Origin of the sequence: Enterobacter cloacae complex sp. SHL018, from assembly GCF_049237905.1 — a bacterium.
Taxonomy (GTDB): domain Bacteria; phylum Pseudomonadota; class Gammaproteobacteria; order Enterobacterales; family Enterobacteriaceae; genus Enterobacter; species Enterobacter hormaechei_C.
The window spans coordinates 34,345-50,761 of the sequence record NZ_JBMKJE010000007.1; the positions used below are offsets into that span (position 1 = coordinate 34,345).

Below are 16,417 nucleotides of genomic sequence, written 5' to 3' on the forward strand. Positions count from 1 at the left end.
CATAATCATTATCTGATGCAAAAACGCGCTTTATGGCGCGAAAACGCTCATTTTATTGACGCAGACCACACATTTAGATTTCGATATTTCTCGTTTGTGCTCGTTAACGATAAATTAACACTATGTCTACAGGGCATCGTGACTGTCACGGGCGGTCACGCAAACAATAAACATTACTCTTTTGCAGGATTCCGATTATGAGTCAGACATCAACCTTAAAAGGCCAGTGTATTGCCGAGTTCCTGGGTACCGGGTTGTTGATATTCTTCGGAGTAGGCTGTGTCGCAGCACTGAAAGTGGCGGGTGCCAGTTTTGGTCAGTGGGAAATCAGTATTATCTGGGGTCTGGGCGTGGCGATGGCCATCTACCTGACCGCAGGGGTTTCCGGTGCACATCTTAACCCGGCGGTGACCATCGCGTTGTGGCTATTCGCGTGTTTTGACGGACGCAAAGTTGTTCCTTTCATCATTTCGCAATTTGCCGGCGCCTTTTGCGCAGCGGCGTTAGTTTACGGGCTTTATTACAATCTTTTCATCGACTTCGAACAGACGCATCATATGGTGCGTGGCAGTGTCGAAAGTCTGGATCTGGCAGGCATTTTCTCAACGTATCCGAATCCGCATATCAATTTTGTGCAGGCGTTCGCGGTTGAGATGGTGATTACCGCTATTCTGATGGGCGTCATCATGGCGCTGGGCGACGATGGAAACGGCATTCCGCGCGGCCCGCTGGCGCCACTTTTGATTGGCCTTCTGATTGCGGTAATTGGCGCATCCATGGGTCCGCTGACCGGCTTTGCGATGAATCCGGCGCGTGACCTGGGTCCAAAAACCTTCGCCTTCTTTGCGGGATGGGGCGATGTCGCCTTCACGGGCGGCAAAGACATTCCTTACTTCCTGGTTCCGCTGTTCGGGCCAATCGTAGGGGCGGCGCTGGGCGCATTCGGCTATCGCAAATTAATTGGTCGCCACTTACCGTGCGACACTTGTGTGGAAGAGGAGAAAGAGACGGCTTCCACCACACAACAAAAAGCTTCGCTGTAATCTGACTACGGGACACATACCATGACCGAAAAAAAATATATCGTTGCGCTCGACCAGGGCACCACCAGCTCCCGCGCTGTCGTAATGGATCATGACGCGAACATTGTCAGCGTGTCTCAACGCGAATTTGAGCAAATTTACCCGCGTCCAGGCTGGGTAGAACACGACCCGATGGAGATCTGGGCGTCGCAAAGCTCCACGCTGGTGGAAGTGCTGGCGAAAGCCGACATCAGTTCTGACCAGATTGCCGCTATCGGTATCACCAACCAGCGTGAAACGACTGTGGTCTGGGAGCGCGAAACCGGTAAGCCCATCTACAACGCCATTGTCTGGCAGTGCCGTCGTACGTCAGAGATCTGCGAACAGTTGAAGCGCGAAGGAATGGAAGAGTACGTGCGCAGCGCCACCGGCCTGGTGGTTGACCCCTATTTCTCCGGCACCAAAGTGAAGTGGATCCTCGACCACGTGGAAGGTTCACGCGAGCGCGCACGACGTGGCGAGCTACTGTTCGGCACCGTCGATACCTGGCTTATCTGGAAGATGACTCAGGGACGCGTTCACGTTACCGACTACACCAACGCCTCGCGCACCATGCTGTTCAACATCAACACCCTTGAGTGGGATGACAAGATGCTGGACGCGCTGGACATTCCGCGCGCGATGCTGCCTGAAGTCCGTAAGTCTTCTGAAGTATACGGCCAGACCAACATTGGCGGTAAAGGTGGCACCCGTATTCCTATCGCCGGTATCGCCGGTGACCAGCAGGCGGCCCTGTTCGGCCAGCTGTGCGTCAAGGAAGGGATGGCGAAGAACACCTACGGCACCGGTTGTTTTATGCTGATGAACACCGGCGAGAAAGCGGTGAAATCAGAAAACGGTCTGCTGACCACCATCGCCTGCGGCCCGCGCGGCGAAGTGAACTATGCCCTGGAAGGCGCGGTATTCATGGCGGGTGCCTCCATTCAGTGGCTGCGCGACGAGATGAAGCTGATCAGCGATGCGTTTGACTCCGAATACTTCGCGACCAAAGTGAAAGACACCAACGGCGTGTACGTGGTGCCAGCGTTCACCGGTCTGGGCGCACCGTACTGGGACCCGTATGCCCGCGGCGCGATTTTCGGCCTGACGCGCGGCGTGAACTCAAACCACATCATTCGCGCGACGCTGGAATCCATCGCCTACCAGACGCGCGACGTGCTGGAAGCGATGCAGGCTGACTCCGGCATTCGTCTGCACGCCCTGCGCGTGGACGGCGGTGCGGTCGCGAACAACTTCCTGATGCAGTTCCAGTCCGACATTCTGGGCACCCGCGTTGAACGTCCTGAGGTGCGAGAAGTGACGGCGCTGGGCGCGGCGTATCTGGCAGGTCTGGCGGTTGGCTTCTGGCAAAACCTCGACGAGCTTCAGGAAAAAGCGGTTATCGAACGCGAATTCCGTCCTGGCATCGAAACCACCGAGCGCAACTACCGCTACAGCGGCTGGAAGAAAGCGGTGAAACGTGCCCTGGCGTGGGAAGAGCACGACGAGTAAACCTATATTCCCTCTCCCCTGGGAGAGGGTTAGGGTGAGGGGCTCCGACCGCACCGGTCCCCTCGCCCCTCCCCACTCTGTGATAAACTTCGTGCAATTCCTTTTGATTGTACGAGTACCTCATGAAACGTGAACTTGCTATCGAGTTTTCCCGCGTCACCGAAGCTGCCGCCCTCGCAGGCTACAAGTGGCTGGGCCGTGGCGACAAAAATACCGCAGACGGCGCTGCCGTCCACGCCATGCGCATTGTGCTTAATCAGGTCAATATCGATGGCACTATCGTCATTGGCGAAGGCGAAATCGACGAAGCGCCGATGCTCTATATAGGTGAAAAAGTCGGGACGGGCAAAGGCGATGCGGTGGATATCGCGGTCGACCCGATTGAAGGCACGCGCATGACGGCGATGGGCCAGGCCAACGCGCTGGCGGTACTGGCGGTGGGCGATAAGGGCTGCTTCCTCAACGCCCCCGATATGTATATGGAAAAACTGATCGTCGGTCCTGGCGCTAAAGGCGCTATCGACCTTAGCCTGCCGCTGGACGCCAACCTGCGCAATATCGCTGCGGCGCTGGGTAAAGCGCTCAGCGAACTCACCGTGACCATTCTGGCGAAACCGCGCCACGACGCCACCATTGCGTACCTGCAAGCGCTCGGCGTACGCGTGTTTGCTATTCCGGATGGCGACGTTGCCGCCTCTATTCTGACCTGCATGCCTGACAGCGAAGTCGACGTGCTTTACGGCATCGGCGGCGCGCCGGAGGGTGTGGTCTCTGCGGCAGTGATCCGCGCGCTGGACGGCGATATGCAGGCGCGTTTGCTGCCACGCCATGAGGTCAAAGGCGACAGCGACGAGAACCTTCGCATTGGTGCAGACGAACTGGCGCGCTGCGCGGCGATGGGCATCGAGGCCAATAAAGTGCTCGCGCTGAACGAGATGGCCCGCAGCGATAACGTGGTCTTCTCCGCAACCGGCATCACCAAAGGCGATCTGCTGGACGGCATCACCCGCAAGGGCAACATGGCCACCACTGAAACCCTGCTGATCCGTGGTAAATCCCGCACCATTCGTCGCATTAAGTCCATTCATTATCTCGATCGTAAAGATCCGGACGTACAGACGCACATTCTGTAAAACCGTTTGATCGATAGAGCTTTCCGGCCCGAATGGGCTGGAAATGTTTCCCGCAAGTACGGAAGATAGAAGAGAGAAACAGCACAGGAGAAGATCATGGCGGACTGGGTAACAGGTAAAGTCACAAAGGTACAGTTCTGGACCGATGCGCTATTTAGCCTCACGCTGCACGCTCCCGTTCATCCGTTTACTGCCGGGCAGTTTGCCAAGCTCGGGTTGGATATCGACGGTGAACGCGTACAGCGCGCCTACTCTTACGTTAATGCGCCTGATAACCCGGACCTTGAGTTCTATCTGGTCACCGTCCCGGACGGTAAGCTCAGCCCGCGCCTCGCCGCGCTGAAACCGGGCGATGAAGTGCAGATTGTCTCCGACGCGGCGGGGTTCTTCGTGCTGGATGAAATCCCCGACTGTGACACGCTCTGGATGCTGGCGACCGGCACGGCCATTGGCCCGTATCTTTCCATTCTGCAATACGGCAAAGATCTGGAGCGCTTTAAAAATATCGTGCTGGTTCACGCCGCGCGCTACGCCGCAGACCTGAGCTATTTGCCGCAGATGCAGGCGCTGGAACAGCGATATGGCGGGAAGTTAAAAATTCAGACGGTGGTCAGCCGCGAAACCGCAGCCGGCTCGTTAACCGGTCGCGTTCCGGCGTTGATTGAAAGCGGCGCGCTGGAAGAAGCGGTGGGTTTACCGATGAATACCGAAACCAGCCATGTGATGCTGTGCGGTAACCCGCAGATGGTACGCGATACGCAGCAGTTGCTGAAGGATACCCGGCAGATGACGAAGCACCTTCGCCGCCGGCCGGGCCACATGACCGCCGAACACTACTGGTGATCAGCGGTACTTCACCTCAAGGGTATCTTTTCCATATTTGTTCTCGCTCTGGGTGCCGATAAACGCGCCCAGTTCGACAACCATCATTACAAAGATAACCGTCGGCAGCAGTCTGCCCACCACCCATGGGAGGATTGAGGGCAGCATTGACCAGTTCCCCGCCACCAGCATCCACGCCAGAATAATCAGGAAAGCCCATGCGCCGGAGCGGCCACGATCGTGCAGACGTTTCACCACTACGGCGGCGGTTGGCCACAGTAAACAGACCAGCGCAAATGCCGCCGTTTGCGTGCTCAGCCATGCGTTGTAGGCAACAAAAAACAGAAGCAGCATGGCGACAACCCACGTTGCAATCCAGATCCAGAAGTCACGGCGTCCAATACGCCCTTTGAATGAAAACAGCCACTGCTGTATGGTCATGTAAGGTTCCTTATTATTGTTTAGCCCGCATTTTACCCTGGAGTTGTGACCTTTTGACAAGCCGACCAGATATCGTTTTAATCATGGGCAATGACGGCCAGGGGCAATGTTGATGAAAAGTTCGGCACACTCTCTTTATTTGTGTTTAGCGATGCTGAGCGCCAGTTTTTCCCTGTATGCCGCGGAAACGGCTTCCCCGGTCACCGCCCCCTATCTTCTGGCGGGCGCCCCCTCTTTCGATCAATCTATCAGCCAGTTCCGCGAAGCCTTCAACAAAGAAAACCCCTCACTTCCGCTGGGAGAGTTCCGTGCGATTGACAGCGCCCGCGATACGCCGACCCTGACCCGCGCGGCCAGCAAAATTAACGAGAATCTGTATGCCTCTACCGCCCTTGAGCGCGGAACGTTAAAAATCAAAAGTATGCAGATCACCTGGCTGCCGATTCAGGGGCCAGAGCAGAAAGCGGCGAAAGCGAAAGCGCTGGAGTACATGAGCGCTATTCTGCGCGCCTTTACCCCCACCTTCACGAAAGCGCAAAGCCAGCAAAAGCTGCAAAAACTGCTTACCGCCGGGAAAAACAAACGCTATTACGCCGATACCGAAGGTGCCGTTCGCTATGTCGTCGCAGATAACGGCGAAAAGGGGCTGACCTTCGCGGTTGAACCGATTAAGCTGGCCCTATCAGACGCACTCGAGGGGGCGAATTAATGACAAAAAGCAAAGCCTTTCGAGGGAAAATCTCTATACTGATTCACAGACCATGCTGCCCGACAGGGCGGCCATATTCCTTAATTCGCTTATTGAGCGTGGAGAATTGAAATGCGACATCCTTTAGTGATGGGTAACTGGAAACTGAACGGCAGCCGCCACATGGTAAACGAACTGGTTGCTAACCTGCGTAAAGAGCTGGCTGGCGTGACCGGCTGCGCGGTTGCTATCGCTCCGCCGGATATGTACCTGGATCTGGCTAAACGTGCCGCTGACGGCAGCCACATCATTCTGGGCGCGCAGAACGTTGACGTTAACCTGTCTGGCGCGTTCACCGGTGAAACCTCCGCTGAAATGCTGAAAGATATCGGCGCGAAATACATCATCATCGGCCACTCCGAGCGTCGCACCTATCACAAAGAATCCGATGAGTTCATCGCGAAGAAATTCGCTGTGCTGAAAGAGCAGGGTCTGATCCCGGTTCTGTGCATCGGTGAAACCGAAGCAGAAAACGAAGCAGGCAAAACCGAAGAAGTGTGCGCACGTCAGATCGACGCTGTGCTGAAAACCCAGGGCGCGGCAGCGTTCGAAGGCGCGGTTATCGCTTACGAGCCAGTCTGGGCGATCGGTACCGGCAAATCTGCAACTCCAGCGCAGGCACAGGCGGTGCACAAGTTCATTCGTGACCACATTGCAAAAGCAGACGCGAAAGTGGCTGAGCAGGTCATCATCCAGTACGGCGGTTCCGTTAACGCATCAAACGCAGCTGAGCTGTTCACCCAACCAGACATCGATGGCGCACTGGTTGGCGGCGCATCCCTGAAAGCAGACGCTTTCGCGGTGATCGTTAAAGCGGCAGAAGCGGCTAAGCAGGCGTAATTGCCTTTGTGGCGGGTGGCGCTTCGCTAACCCGCCCTACAAACGACCTAACACGCTAAACCACAAATAATCCAGCGGCAGCAGCACCAGATACGTCGCAATCGCCAGCGCCAGACAGAGCAGCATCCCCGCCTTCGCAGGCACTTTCCCTAAGCCCATCGCCACCACAATCGGCGACGCCTGATAAGGCAGCAGCGGCGTGGAATACCCCAGCACCTGAATCATGATCACCGACAGCAGCGGGAAGCCGGTCGCGTCGGAGAAGCTCTGCGCCAGCGTGGTGTACAGCGCAGGAACGCCGTTGGCGGTCATAATGAAGTTGAGCGCCGTGGTGATCCCCGTCAGCGCCAGGAAGCTGGTAAACGGGCGGTCTGCATCCAGCGGCATGATATGGAGCAACGCCTCGCCTACGGCCGCACCGATACCGGTCTGCGTCACCGTAATGGCCAGCCCGAGTATACCCGCGACGTAAATACAGGTGCGCATATTCACCCCCGCCGAGAACTCCTCCCCGGTGATAAAACCGATGCGCGGCAGCATAACGATGACCGAGGCCGCCAGCCCCGTCCACGCTGGCCCAACGCCATGCCAGCTCTCCGTCACCCACATCGTCAACACCACCGCCAGCAGCCAGGCGAGTCGTTTTTCGTCACGCCCCATCGGTTCCGATGGCGCGAGATCCTTCGCCGGTTTCGGGTTGCCGGGGAACAGCCAGCAGATCAGGCCAATCAGAATCAGGCCTTTGAGAATACCCAGCACCGGGGTGTGCAGCAGCAGATACGGGACATAGTTGAGGTGGATACCGTATGAGCCTTCCGCCGCGCCGCTCATCACCAGGTTTGGCACGTTGGCGGGCAAAATAGTGGCCGAGAGCTGGAAGGTGCCAAACCCGACCGCCAGCGCCAGGCCAAACCAGGCCCGCGAGCCATCAGGAATGCCGGCCCGCTTCGCCATCGCGGCGACAATCGGCATCAGCAGCGCAATACGTCCCATGTTCGACGGCATCACGAATGCCAGGGCATAGCTCAGCAGCACAACGCTCGCCACCATCAGCACCCAGGAGTCGGTAAGCTTTGCCGACAGCGCCTGGGCGGCCCTGTCCGCCAGGCCAGTTTTCCGAATCGCCACACCCAGCACAAAGCCGCTGAACACCAGCCAGAAGGCAGACGAGGCGAAGCCGCCGAAGATCACTTCCGGCGGGGCGATTCTGGCGGTCATCGCCGCCGTGAAAAACAGCAGCGCGGTGATAAATTCCGGCAACAGCGACGTCGCCCACAGCACGATGGTGACGCCGACGATCAGCGAGGGAAGCAGCAGAGGATGCGTTAACCAGAGCGACATACCTGTCTCCTGTAGAATTTTTCAGCAAGTCTACGGCGACAGGCAGGGCGAGTAAACGCTATTTATGGTGGGGTCACTTCAGGATATCGCATTGATGATCCTGCAATTCCTCAGCCGACGCGCGGTTAAAGGTAAGCAGGTTACGCTCTGTCGCCAGCAATACAAACGAGCCGTCCGACTGCTGCGCCATCGCCAGCGCGAAGCGTCCCATATGATCGCGGGCTTCCGGCAGCTCTTCCGCCAGCATCATAAACGGGCTGCGCTGCACCAGTTCGTTCTCCGTCACCCGACGGGCAAGGTATTCATGCCCTTCCAGCCCGCCCGGAAGCGGTAACCACTGGGTGCTGATTTGCCCCTGCGACGCGTTCAGCTTCTCGCGCACGTCTGGGCGCAGACAGGAGATGTGGATATGAAAATGGTTTTGCGTGCGCCCGGTCGGGGAGTTGATGGTCAGCGAAACGGCGCTGTCAGGCACGTCGGCCCCCCGTTTCATGCTCATAAAATGACGAGACTGCCATGCCAGCCAGAAGAAATTCGGTGTCTGCGGCTCAGTCAGCAGCGGGCTTTCGGTGCCGTTGATACGGTACGTGGGCATCAGCAGGTATTGCAGCGGCCCGTTGCGGTCCTTGAACACCACGTAGCCCGCATCTGGCTTCACCTGCGCACACGGTGCCGGGTTACGGTTATGCAGCTGGTTGGGCACACACTGGTCGAGAACGATATGACGCAACGCATTCGGATTACCCGCTTTCATCCAGTACACGCCGCCTGCGGCAAGGGCGATAACGATCAGAATCAGTAAGATAATTTTTTTCACAACGCGTTCCCTGTTTTCAATAGAGGCAAAAGAGTAACGCAAAATGATGACCAAATAAAAAACCCGGCGGATTTCTCACACCGGGTTACCGTGTCGTTCTTTGTAAAACGCTTAGCGCTTGCTGATCTGGTCGAAGGTGCCGCCGTTAGAGAAGTGCTCTTTCTGCGCTTTGGTCCAGCCGCCAAACACATCATCAATAGTGAACAGCTTCAGTTTCGGGAAGGCGTTTTCGTATTTCTTCGCGACGGCCTCATCGCGTGGGCGGTAGAAGTTTTTCGCCGCAACTTCCTGCCCTTCAGGTGAGTAGAGGTACTTCAGATAGGCTTCCGCCACCGCTTTGGTGCCCTTCTTATCAACAACCTTATCGACGACGGAGACGGTCGGCTCAGCCAGGATCGATTCGCTCGGGGTGACGATCTCGAACTTGTCTTTACCCAGCTCGTTGGTCGCCAGCAGGGCTTCGTTTTCCCAGGCGATCAGCACGTCGCCAATGCCGCGTTCGACGAAGGTGTTGGTTGCGCCGCGCGCGCCGGAGTCCAGCACCTCGACGTTTTTAAACAGTGCTTTGACGAAGTCCTGTGCTTTGGCCTGATCGCCGTTGTTGTGGTGCAGCGCGTAGCCCCAGGCTGCCAGATAGTTCCAGCGTGCGCCGCCGGAGCTTTTTGGGTTCGGGGTAATGACAGACACGCCTGGCTTAATCAGGTCGTTCCAGTCCTTAATCTGTTTCGGGTTGCCTTTACGCACCAGGAAGACAATGGTCGAGGTGTATGGCGCAGAGTTGTCCGGCAGACGCTTGATCCAGTTTTTGTCGATACGGCCACGCTCCGCGATCGCGTCCACGTCATAAGCCAGCGCCAGGGTAACCACATCGGCTTCAATACCGTTGATCACCGATGTCGCCTGCTTACCGGAACCGCCGTGAGACTGGCGAACCACCACGTTATCGCCGGTTTCCTGTTTCCAGTGCGCCGCGAAAGCTTTGTTGTACTGGTCGTACAGTTCACGCGTCGGATCGTACGACACGTTCAGTAACTGAATGTCCTTTGCCAGAACGCTGGTCGATGCCAGCAATAATGTTAACCCCACGCCCCATTTATTCATCGCCCAGCTCTCTTGTGTAGTGTTTTGATGAATGCAGCGTGCCAGAAAGCTAACCGATGATTAAAGAATAAAAAAAGATTGGCTATAACGTGGAGGAATAAAAGAAAGGGTGGGCGCATAAAAAAGCCCGGTGGCGCTTCGCTTACCGGGCCTACGAACCGTGCTTTTGTAGGCCGGGTAAGGCGAAGCCGCCACCCGGCGCAATACAGACGCCGATCAGTACAGTTTTTTCGCGCAGTCCAGCCAGTCACCCTTGAACGGACGCTTCATGTTTTCAATGGCATCGATGATGTCATGGTGAACCAGTTTCTCGTTCTGAATACCGACGCAGCGGCCGCCGTGGCCCTGAAGCAGTAGCTCGATCGCGTACGCGCCCATGCGGGACGCCAGGATACGGTCGTACGGGCCTGGGGAACCACCACGCTGAATGTGACCCAGAACGGTCGCGCGGGTTTCGCGTTTGGTTTCGGTTTCGATGTACTTCGCCAGCTCGTCAACGTCACAGATGTGCTCGGTGATAGCAACGATGGCGTGTTTCTTACCTTTCGCGATACCGGCTTTGATTTCAGCGACCAGATCTTCACGGCTAAATTCCACTTCCGGCACCACCACGAACTCACAGCCACCGGCAATTGCCGCCGCCAGAGTCAGGTCACCGCAGTAACGGCCCATCACTTCAACAATAGAAATACGCTGGTGAGAGGAAGAGGTGTCACGCAGGCGGTCAATCGCTTCCACAACGGTACCCAGCGCGGTGAAGTAACCGATGGTGTAGTCGGTGCCTTTGATGTCATTGTCGATGGTGCCAGGCAGGCCGATGCACGGGAAGCCCATTTCAGTCAGACGTTTTGCACCCATGTAGGAGCCGTCGCCGCCGATAACCACCAGCGCATCCAGACCCCGTTTTTTCATGTTTTCGATAGCCACTTCACGGATGTGTTCGTCACGGAATTCCGGGAAGCGCGCAGAACCGAGGAAAGTACCGCCACGGTTGATCATGTCAGAAACGCTGTAGCGGTCGAGCTGAACCATGCGGTCTTCATACAGACCCAGGTAACCGTCATAGATACCAAAAACTTCCAGACCTTCCGTCAGCGCTGCACGGACAACCCCACGGATTGCCGCGTTCATGCCCGGCGCATCACCGCCGCTTGTCAACACACCGATTTTCTTAATCATGACTACCTCTGAACTTAGGAATGCAAAATTGAAATCTGCTGCCGGAAGAAACTGTTCAACCGTCGAATACTGCAAATAGTATATCAATCCCTTCCAGCTGAATTGATTCAGGTCAGGCCATATGGTGGTAATTTATCCACAAAATGCTGCTCTGGCTCACTTTTTTACAACGAATTACGAAAGCTCAAAACGCCCTGGGTACGACAGAGCACGGATCCTGATGAATAATGACGTCTGACCCAGGGAAACGCTGCAAAATCGCCTGCTCCACCTGTTCAGCGACCATATGCGCCTGAACCAGTGGCAGGTTGTCTTCCATTTCCAAATGAATCTGAATAAAGCGGGTCGGCCCTGACTGCCGCGTACGAAGATCGTGAGCACCACTGACGCCAGGCCAGTTGGTCACGATGGCATAAATTTCATCACGTTCTGCGTCCGGAAGCGCACGGTCAAGAAGCGACTGCACCGCGTCATACCCCATCCGCAACGCGCTGTATAAAATATAGATCCCTATCCCTAACGCAAACAACGCATCGGCCCGATGCCAGCCATACCAGGCCAGACCGAGCGCAATAAGAATAGCCCCATTCATCATAACATCAGACTGATAATGAAGCATATCGGCCCGTACAGCCTGGCTTTGTGTTTTGCGTACAACCCAGCGCTGGAACGTTACAAGAACAAGTGTGCTTATAAGTGCAACTACCGTTACGACCACGCCAACGCCCGGATCGTTCATCGGAGAAGGCGAAATAAGGTGCTGAATGCCGGTCAAAAACAGGAAAAGGGCGGAGCCCGAAATAAACATGCTTTGTGCCAGCGCAGCCAGCGATTCCGCTTTGCCGTGGCCAAACGTATGCTCTTCATCCGCCGGTTGCAGCGAGTAGCGCACCACCAGCAGGTTGGTCAGCGAGGCGGCAATATCCACCAGTGAATCCACCAGCGCCGCCAGAATACTGACCGACCCGGTGTACCACCACGCGAAAATTTTAATGATCAGCAAACACGACGCCATCACCGTCGCGGCTATTGCGGCCCGGCTTACCAGCCGTCCATAGGATTGATTCATAAACACTCCTGTCATGCCATGGCGCTAGTATAACGGATGGTGGTGGAGTGAAAGGATGAATAAAGCGTTAACAAACCTGAACGATGGGCAAAAAAAACCCCCACATCATGTGGGGGAAGACAGGGATGGTGTCTATGGCAAGGAAAACAGGGTTTACTGGTTACTACGGGTACTGCTATTGCTACTGAAAAGCGTCATATCTGAGCTTCGCTGCATCCGTGCAACCTCACGCAACTGGTTCATCCGTTGCTGATGTTTGGTATTCAAAACCGCTTGCTGCTCGGGCGTTAGCAGGTGGAACATCTGGTTGCGAACCTTCGCCATCTCTACCTGGCGGGCAACCTGTTCCTGCGCCATTTTTTCGGCCTGAGCGCGTACAGCGCTTTCGTCAAAATTTTCTGCGGTGACAAGGCGATGCATTGTCTCCATTTCGCTAACATTAACAGGGGGCTGGTCGTGTCTTGCCCTCTGCATCAGATCTCGCATCTGTTGACGCTGATGTTCGGTTAAACTTATGCCGTCAAACATATGGCTTTGGCTGCTGTGCTGCGTTGCGCCCTCTGCTGAGGTACCGTTATCGCTGATGATAGCTACAGCAGCCTGGCTAAACGCACTGAAGGCCAGCGTTGAGGCCATGACGGCAGCGGTAACTTTGCGCATCACTTGCTCCCAAAATCTTTCGTGTCGCGATTCAACGAGAGACAGTCTACGATTCAGGCTGCAAACATGCGTCAGGGGGTGTAAAACAACGTAAAGTCATGGATTAGATAGCCTTGATGTCGTAATTTCTGCCTCGGAGGTATTTAAACAATGAATAAAATCCTGTTAGTTGATGATGACCGAGAGCTCACATCTCTTTTAAAGGAGTTGCTCGACATGGAAGGTTTCAACGTCCTGGTTGCCCATGATGGGGAACAGGCGCTGAGTCTCCTTGACGACAGCATCGATTTACTTTTGCTCGACGTCATGATGCCGAAGAAAAACGGTATTGATACGTTGAAAGAGCTTCGCCAGACACACCAGACCCCCGTCATTATGCTGACCGCACGCGGCAGCGAGCTTGACCGCGTACTCGGCCTTGAGCTGGGTGCGGATGACTATTTACCTAAGCCGTTCAACGACCGTGAACTGGTGGCCCGTATTCGCGCGATCCTGCGCCGCTCTCACTGGAGCGAGCAGCAGCAGAATACCGACAACAGCTCACCTACGCTGGAAGTGGACTCCCTGAGCCTGAACCCGGGCCGCCAGGAAGCGAGCTTCGACGGTGAAACGCTGGAGCTAACCGGCACCGAGTTCACCCTGCTGTATCTGCTGGCGCAGCATCTCGGCCAGGTGGTGTCGCGTGAACACTTAAGCCAGGAAGTGCTCGGCAAACGCCTCACCCCGTTTGACCGCGCCATCGATATGCATATCTCGAACCTGCGCCGTAAGCTGCCGGAGCGTAAAGACGGTCATCCCTGGTTTAAAACCCTGCGTGGTCGCGGTTATCTGATGGTTTCCGCTTCATGATAGGCAGCTTAACCGCCCGCATCTTCGCCATCTTCTGGCTGACGCTGGCACTGGTTTTAATGCTCGTTTTGATGTTGCCAAAACTCGACTCACGCCAGATGACGGAGCTACTCGACAGCGAGCAACGTCAGGGCGTGATGATCGAGCAGCACGTGGAAGCGGAGCTGGCAAACGATCCGCCGAACGATTTAATGTGGTGGCGCAGGTTGTTTCGCGCTATCGACAAGTGGGCGCCCCCCGGACAACGTCTTTTACTGGTCACCAGTGAAGGCCGCGTGATTGGGGCCGATCGCAATGAAATGCAGATTATCCGCAACTTTATTGGCCAGGCGGATAATGCCGATCACCCACAGAAAAAGAAATATGGTCGGGTAGAGATGGTCGGTCCTTTCTCGGTGCGGGATGGGGAAGACAATTACCAGCTCTATCTGATTCGCCCTGCGAGCAGTTCCCAGTCCGACTTTATCAACCTGCTGTTTGACCGTCCGCTTTTGCTGTTGATTGTCACGATGCTGGTCAGTTCCCCGCTGCTGTTATGGCTGGCGTGGAGCCTGGCGAAACCGGCGCGTAAGCTGAAAAATGCGGCGGACGAAGTGGCGCAGGGCAACCTGAGGCAGCATCCGGAGCTGGAATCCGGGCCGCAGGAGTTCCTGGCCGCCGGAACCAGTTTTAACCAGATGGTCTCTGCTCTTGACCGCATGATGACCGCGCAGCAACGCCTGCTGTCGGATATCTCCCACGAGCTGCGGACGCCGCTCACGCGCTTACAGCTGGGTACCGCCCTGCTGCGCCGCCGCAGCGGTGAGAGTAAAGAGCTGGAGCGTATTGAGACGGAAGCGCATCGCCTGGACAGCATGATCAACGATCTGCTGGTGATGTCGCGCAATCAGCAGAAAAACGCGCTGGTGAGCGAAACGGTGAAAGCCAATCACCTCTGGCATGAGGTGCTGGACAACGCGGCGTTCGAAGCGGAGCAGATGGGCAAATCGTTCACCGTCAACTTCCCGCCGGGCCCGTGGCCGCTCTACGGTAACCCCAACACGCTGGAAAGCGCGCTGGAGAATATCGTGCGTAACGCCCTGCGCTATTCGCACACGAAGATTGAAGTGGCGTTTTCGGTGGATAAAGACGGGATTACGGTCATTGTCGATGACGATGGTCCCGGCGTCAGCCCGGAAGATCGCGAGCAGATTTTCCGTCCGTTCTACCGCACCGACGAGGCGCGCGACCGTGAATCTGGCGGTACGGGGCTGGGTCTGGCGATTGTTGAAACCGCCATGCAACAGCACCGTGGCTGGGTGAAAGCCGATGACAGCCCGCTGGGCGGGCTGAGGTTAACGCTGTGGCTGCCGCTGTATAAGCGTTCGTAACCGTATGTGCCGGGTGGCGGCTTCGCCTTACCCGGCCTACTTTCTACGGAACCTCTTTCCCCCACAATCTCCGCGAACTACTCTCGATCTTGCCGCTTATCCGCCGCTTCTGCATCGTTCTGGTCCAGCTGGTGGATAATCCCGCCGCTGACAGCAGGCGGTGATACTGCTCGTCATCAAACGGCATATGCCAGGCAATTGCGCAGGCCTCGTACACCGACACCTCACTCAGGCGCGAAGCGAGCTCAAGCGGCGCATCCGCCGAAACCTGTCCCGCCTGCACAACGCGATACAGCCAGCCGGTTTTACCCGCGTTTTGCAGCTGGGCCGACATATCCTGAATGCCGAAATGGTAATTAAGCTTAAAGCACGGTGAGCGCGGCTGGGTGACCTGAATCAAAGCATCGCCCCAGCGGTAAATATCGCCGATAAAGACGTTCTTCTCCGTCAGCCCCTCCGTTGAGAGATTTTCGCCAAACGCGGGGGCGACGAAGAGGTCCGCCTGTTCAGGAAATTCGGCTTTCCAGTGCTGATAGTGCTCGCGCGGATAGTGGCACAGCGCGCGATCGGGCCCGCCGTGGATTTTCTTTTCAGCCTGCTGGTCACCCGCAAGCCCGAGATCGGTCAACGTCAGCTCACCGTCGACCTGCACTTTGGCGATGGCGCTCGGGCGGCTGCCTTCGTACTCCCTTACCTTGCCTGTAAACACATTCACCGGGTAATGCATCTCCACTCCTTCAGATACAAAAAAAGCGAGTCATCAGACTCGCTTCTCACATGCGTCAATGCAACCTTATTTTTTAGCGGCGAAACGCGCTGCTGCTTCGTCCCAGTTCACTACATCCCAGAAGGCTTTGATGTAGTCAGGGCGACGGTTCTGGAACTTCAGGTAGTAAGCGTGTTCCCACACGTCCAGACCCAGAATTGGGAAGCCGGATGCGCCAGAGATAGCTTCACCCATCAGCGGGGAGTCCTGGTTAGCGGTAGAAACGACCGCCAGTTTGTCACCTTTCAGGACCAGCCACGCCCAGCCAGAGCCGAAACGGGTTGCAGCGGCTTTTTCGAATTCCGCTTTGAAGTTGTCAACGGAACCGAAGTCACGCTCGATAGCCGCTTTCAGGTCGCCCTGAAGGGTGGTGCCGGTTTTCAGGCCTTTCCAGAACAGGCTGTGGTTAGCGTGACCGCCCGCGTTGTTGCGCAGCACGGTTTTCTTGTCTGCCGGCAGCTGGTCCAGTTTGGTGATCAGCTCTTCAACAGGCAGATTAGCGAACTCTGGCAGGCTTTCCAGCGCAGCATTCGCGTTGTTCACATAGGTCTGGTGGTGTTTAGTGTGATGGATTTCCATCGTCTGCTTGTCGAAATGCGGTTCCAGTGCGTCGTAGGCATACGGCAGGGATGGCAGTGTATAACTCATAATCCTCTCCATTATTGTCGGGCGGCACAGCTGTTAATGCCGCGTAAGCAGTTGGTTCAT

At 56.2% G+C, this 16,417-nt stretch carries 17 protein-coding genes; 8 read left to right on the top strand and 9 right to left on the bottom strand.

Annotation, left to right across the window (positions count from 1 at the left end; all coding sequences use genetic code 11):
• Positions 1–197 precede the first annotated feature (197 nt).
• The 4 genes from ACOTY5_RS20640 (at position 198) to fpr (ending at position 4,549) form a co-directional block, all read left to right on the top strand.
• The gene (locus ACOTY5_RS20640) at positions 198–1,043 is read left to right on the top strand and encodes an MIP/aquaporin family protein (RefSeq protein ID WP_015569943.1); all 846 of its coding nucleotides are present in this window, start codon (positions 198–200) and stop codon (positions 1,041–1,043) included.
• Between the two features lie 21 nt (positions 1,044–1,064).
• Positions 1,065–2,573: a glycerol kinase GlpK gene (glpK, locus tag ACOTY5_RS20645; RefSeq protein ID WP_006808669.1), complete on the top strand. Its 1,509-nt coding sequence runs from the start codon at positions 1,065–1,067 to the stop codon at positions 2,571–2,573.
• 122 nt (positions 2,574–2,695) lie between these two features.
• On the top strand, positions 2,696–3,706 hold the full coding sequence (gene glpX, locus ACOTY5_RS20650) for a class II fructose-bisphosphatase (protein WP_015569942.1): 1,011 nt from the start codon (positions 2,696–2,698) through the stop codon (positions 3,704–3,706).
• 96 nt (positions 3,707–3,802) lie between these two features.
• Entirely contained in the window at positions 3,803–4,549 is a 747-nt protein-coding gene (gene fpr / locus ACOTY5_RS20655) for a ferredoxin--NADP(+) reductase (RefSeq protein ID WP_003862024.1), read from the top strand.
• On the opposite strand, the gene ACOTY5_RS20660 is transcribed toward fpr, so the two are convergent.
• Positions 4,550–4,969 (bottom strand): DUF805 domain-containing protein, encoded by a 420-nt coding sequence (locus tag ACOTY5_RS20660; RefSeq protein ID WP_006808672.1) that lies wholly within the window; start codon positions 4,967–4,969, stop codon positions 4,550–4,552. It lies immediately after the preceding gene.
• A 112-nt stretch (positions 4,970–5,081) separates the two neighbouring features.
• On the opposite strand from ACOTY5_RS20660, the gene ACOTY5_RS20665 reads away from it, so the two are divergent.
• Both ACOTY5_RS20665 and tpiA read left to right on the top strand, forming a co-directional pair.
• On the top strand, positions 5,082–5,678 hold the full coding sequence (locus ACOTY5_RS20665; protein ID WP_017383094.1) for a DUF1454 family protein: 597 nt from the start codon (positions 5,082–5,084) through the stop codon (positions 5,676–5,678).
• Positions 5,679–5,789: 111 nt separating this feature from the next.
• Positions 5,790–6,557: a triose-phosphate isomerase gene (tpiA, locus tag ACOTY5_RS20670; RefSeq protein WP_003862019.1), complete on the top strand. Its 768-nt coding sequence runs from the start codon at positions 5,790–5,792 to the stop codon at positions 6,555–6,557.
• A gap of 36 nt (positions 6,558–6,593) precedes the next feature.
• On the opposite strand, the gene ACOTY5_RS20675 is transcribed toward tpiA, so the two are convergent.
• The 6 genes from ACOTY5_RS20675 to cpxP all read right to left on the bottom strand — a co-directional run bounded on the left by ACOTY5_RS20675 (position 6,594) and on the right by cpxP (position 12,724).
• Positions 6,594–7,898 (bottom strand): SLC13 family permease, encoded by a 1,305-nt coding sequence (locus tag ACOTY5_RS20675; RefSeq protein ID WP_045142630.1) that lies wholly within the window; start codon positions 7,896–7,898, stop codon positions 6,594–6,596.
• A 73-nt stretch (positions 7,899–7,971) separates the two neighbouring features.
• Positions 7,972–8,715, bottom strand: coding sequence for a CDP-diacylglycerol diphosphatase (locus ACOTY5_RS20680; RefSeq protein ID WP_003862014.1), 744 nt, complete (start codon positions 8,713–8,715; stop codon positions 7,972–7,974).
• Between the two features lie 111 nt (positions 8,716–8,826).
• On the bottom strand, positions 8,827–9,816 hold the full coding sequence (locus tag ACOTY5_RS20685; protein WP_045142629.1) for a sulfate ABC transporter substrate-binding protein: 990 nt from the start codon (positions 9,814–9,816) through the stop codon (positions 8,827–8,829).
• Between the two features lie 216 nt (positions 9,817–10,032).
• On the bottom strand, positions 10,033–10,995 hold the full coding sequence (gene pfkA, locus ACOTY5_RS20690; RefSeq protein ID WP_003862009.1) for a 6-phosphofructokinase: 963 nt from the start codon (positions 10,993–10,995) through the stop codon (positions 10,033–10,035).
• Between the two features lie 184 nt (positions 10,996–11,179).
• The gene (gene fieF, locus ACOTY5_RS20695) at positions 11,180–12,064 is read right to left on the bottom strand and encodes a CDF family cation-efflux transporter FieF (protein ID WP_023304638.1); all 885 of its coding nucleotides are present in this window, start codon (positions 12,062–12,064) and stop codon (positions 11,180–11,182) included.
• A 153-nt stretch (positions 12,065–12,217) separates the two neighbouring features.
• A complete protein-coding gene (cpxP, locus tag ACOTY5_RS20700) occupies positions 12,218–12,724 on the bottom strand; it encodes a cell-envelope stress modulator CpxP (protein ID WP_040118243.1) in 507 nt (168 codons plus the stop codon).
• A 150-nt stretch (positions 12,725–12,874) separates the two neighbouring features.
• Between cpxP and cpxR the strand changes: the two genes are divergently transcribed.
• Positions 12,875–13,573 carry an envelope stress response regulator transcription factor CpxR gene (gene cpxR / locus ACOTY5_RS20705; RefSeq protein WP_003862004.1) on the top strand — a complete coding sequence of 233 codons (699 nt, stop codon included), beginning with the start codon at positions 12,875–12,877 and terminating at the stop codon, positions 13,571–13,573.
• On the top strand, positions 13,570–14,943 hold the full coding sequence (gene cpxA / locus ACOTY5_RS20710) for an envelope stress sensor histidine kinase CpxA (RefSeq protein ID WP_015569937.1): 1,374 nt from the start codon (positions 13,570–13,572) through the stop codon (positions 14,941–14,943). The genes cpxR and cpxA overlap by 4 nt, the downstream gene beginning before the upstream one ends.
• A gap of 43 nt (positions 14,944–14,986) precedes the next feature.
• On the opposite strand, the gene yiiM is transcribed toward cpxA, so the two are convergent.
• Complete coding sequence (gene yiiM, locus ACOTY5_RS20715) at positions 14,987–15,670, bottom strand: 6-hydroxyaminopurine reductase (RefSeq protein ID WP_045142628.1); 684 nt, start codon at positions 15,668–15,670, stop codon at positions 14,987–14,989.
• A 66-nt stretch (positions 15,671–15,736) separates the two neighbouring features.
• Positions 15,737–16,357, bottom strand: coding sequence for a superoxide dismutase [Mn] (gene sodA / locus ACOTY5_RS20720; protein ID WP_003861999.1), 621 nt, complete (start codon positions 16,355–16,357; stop codon positions 15,737–15,739).
• Positions 16,358–16,417 lie beyond the last annotated feature (60 nt).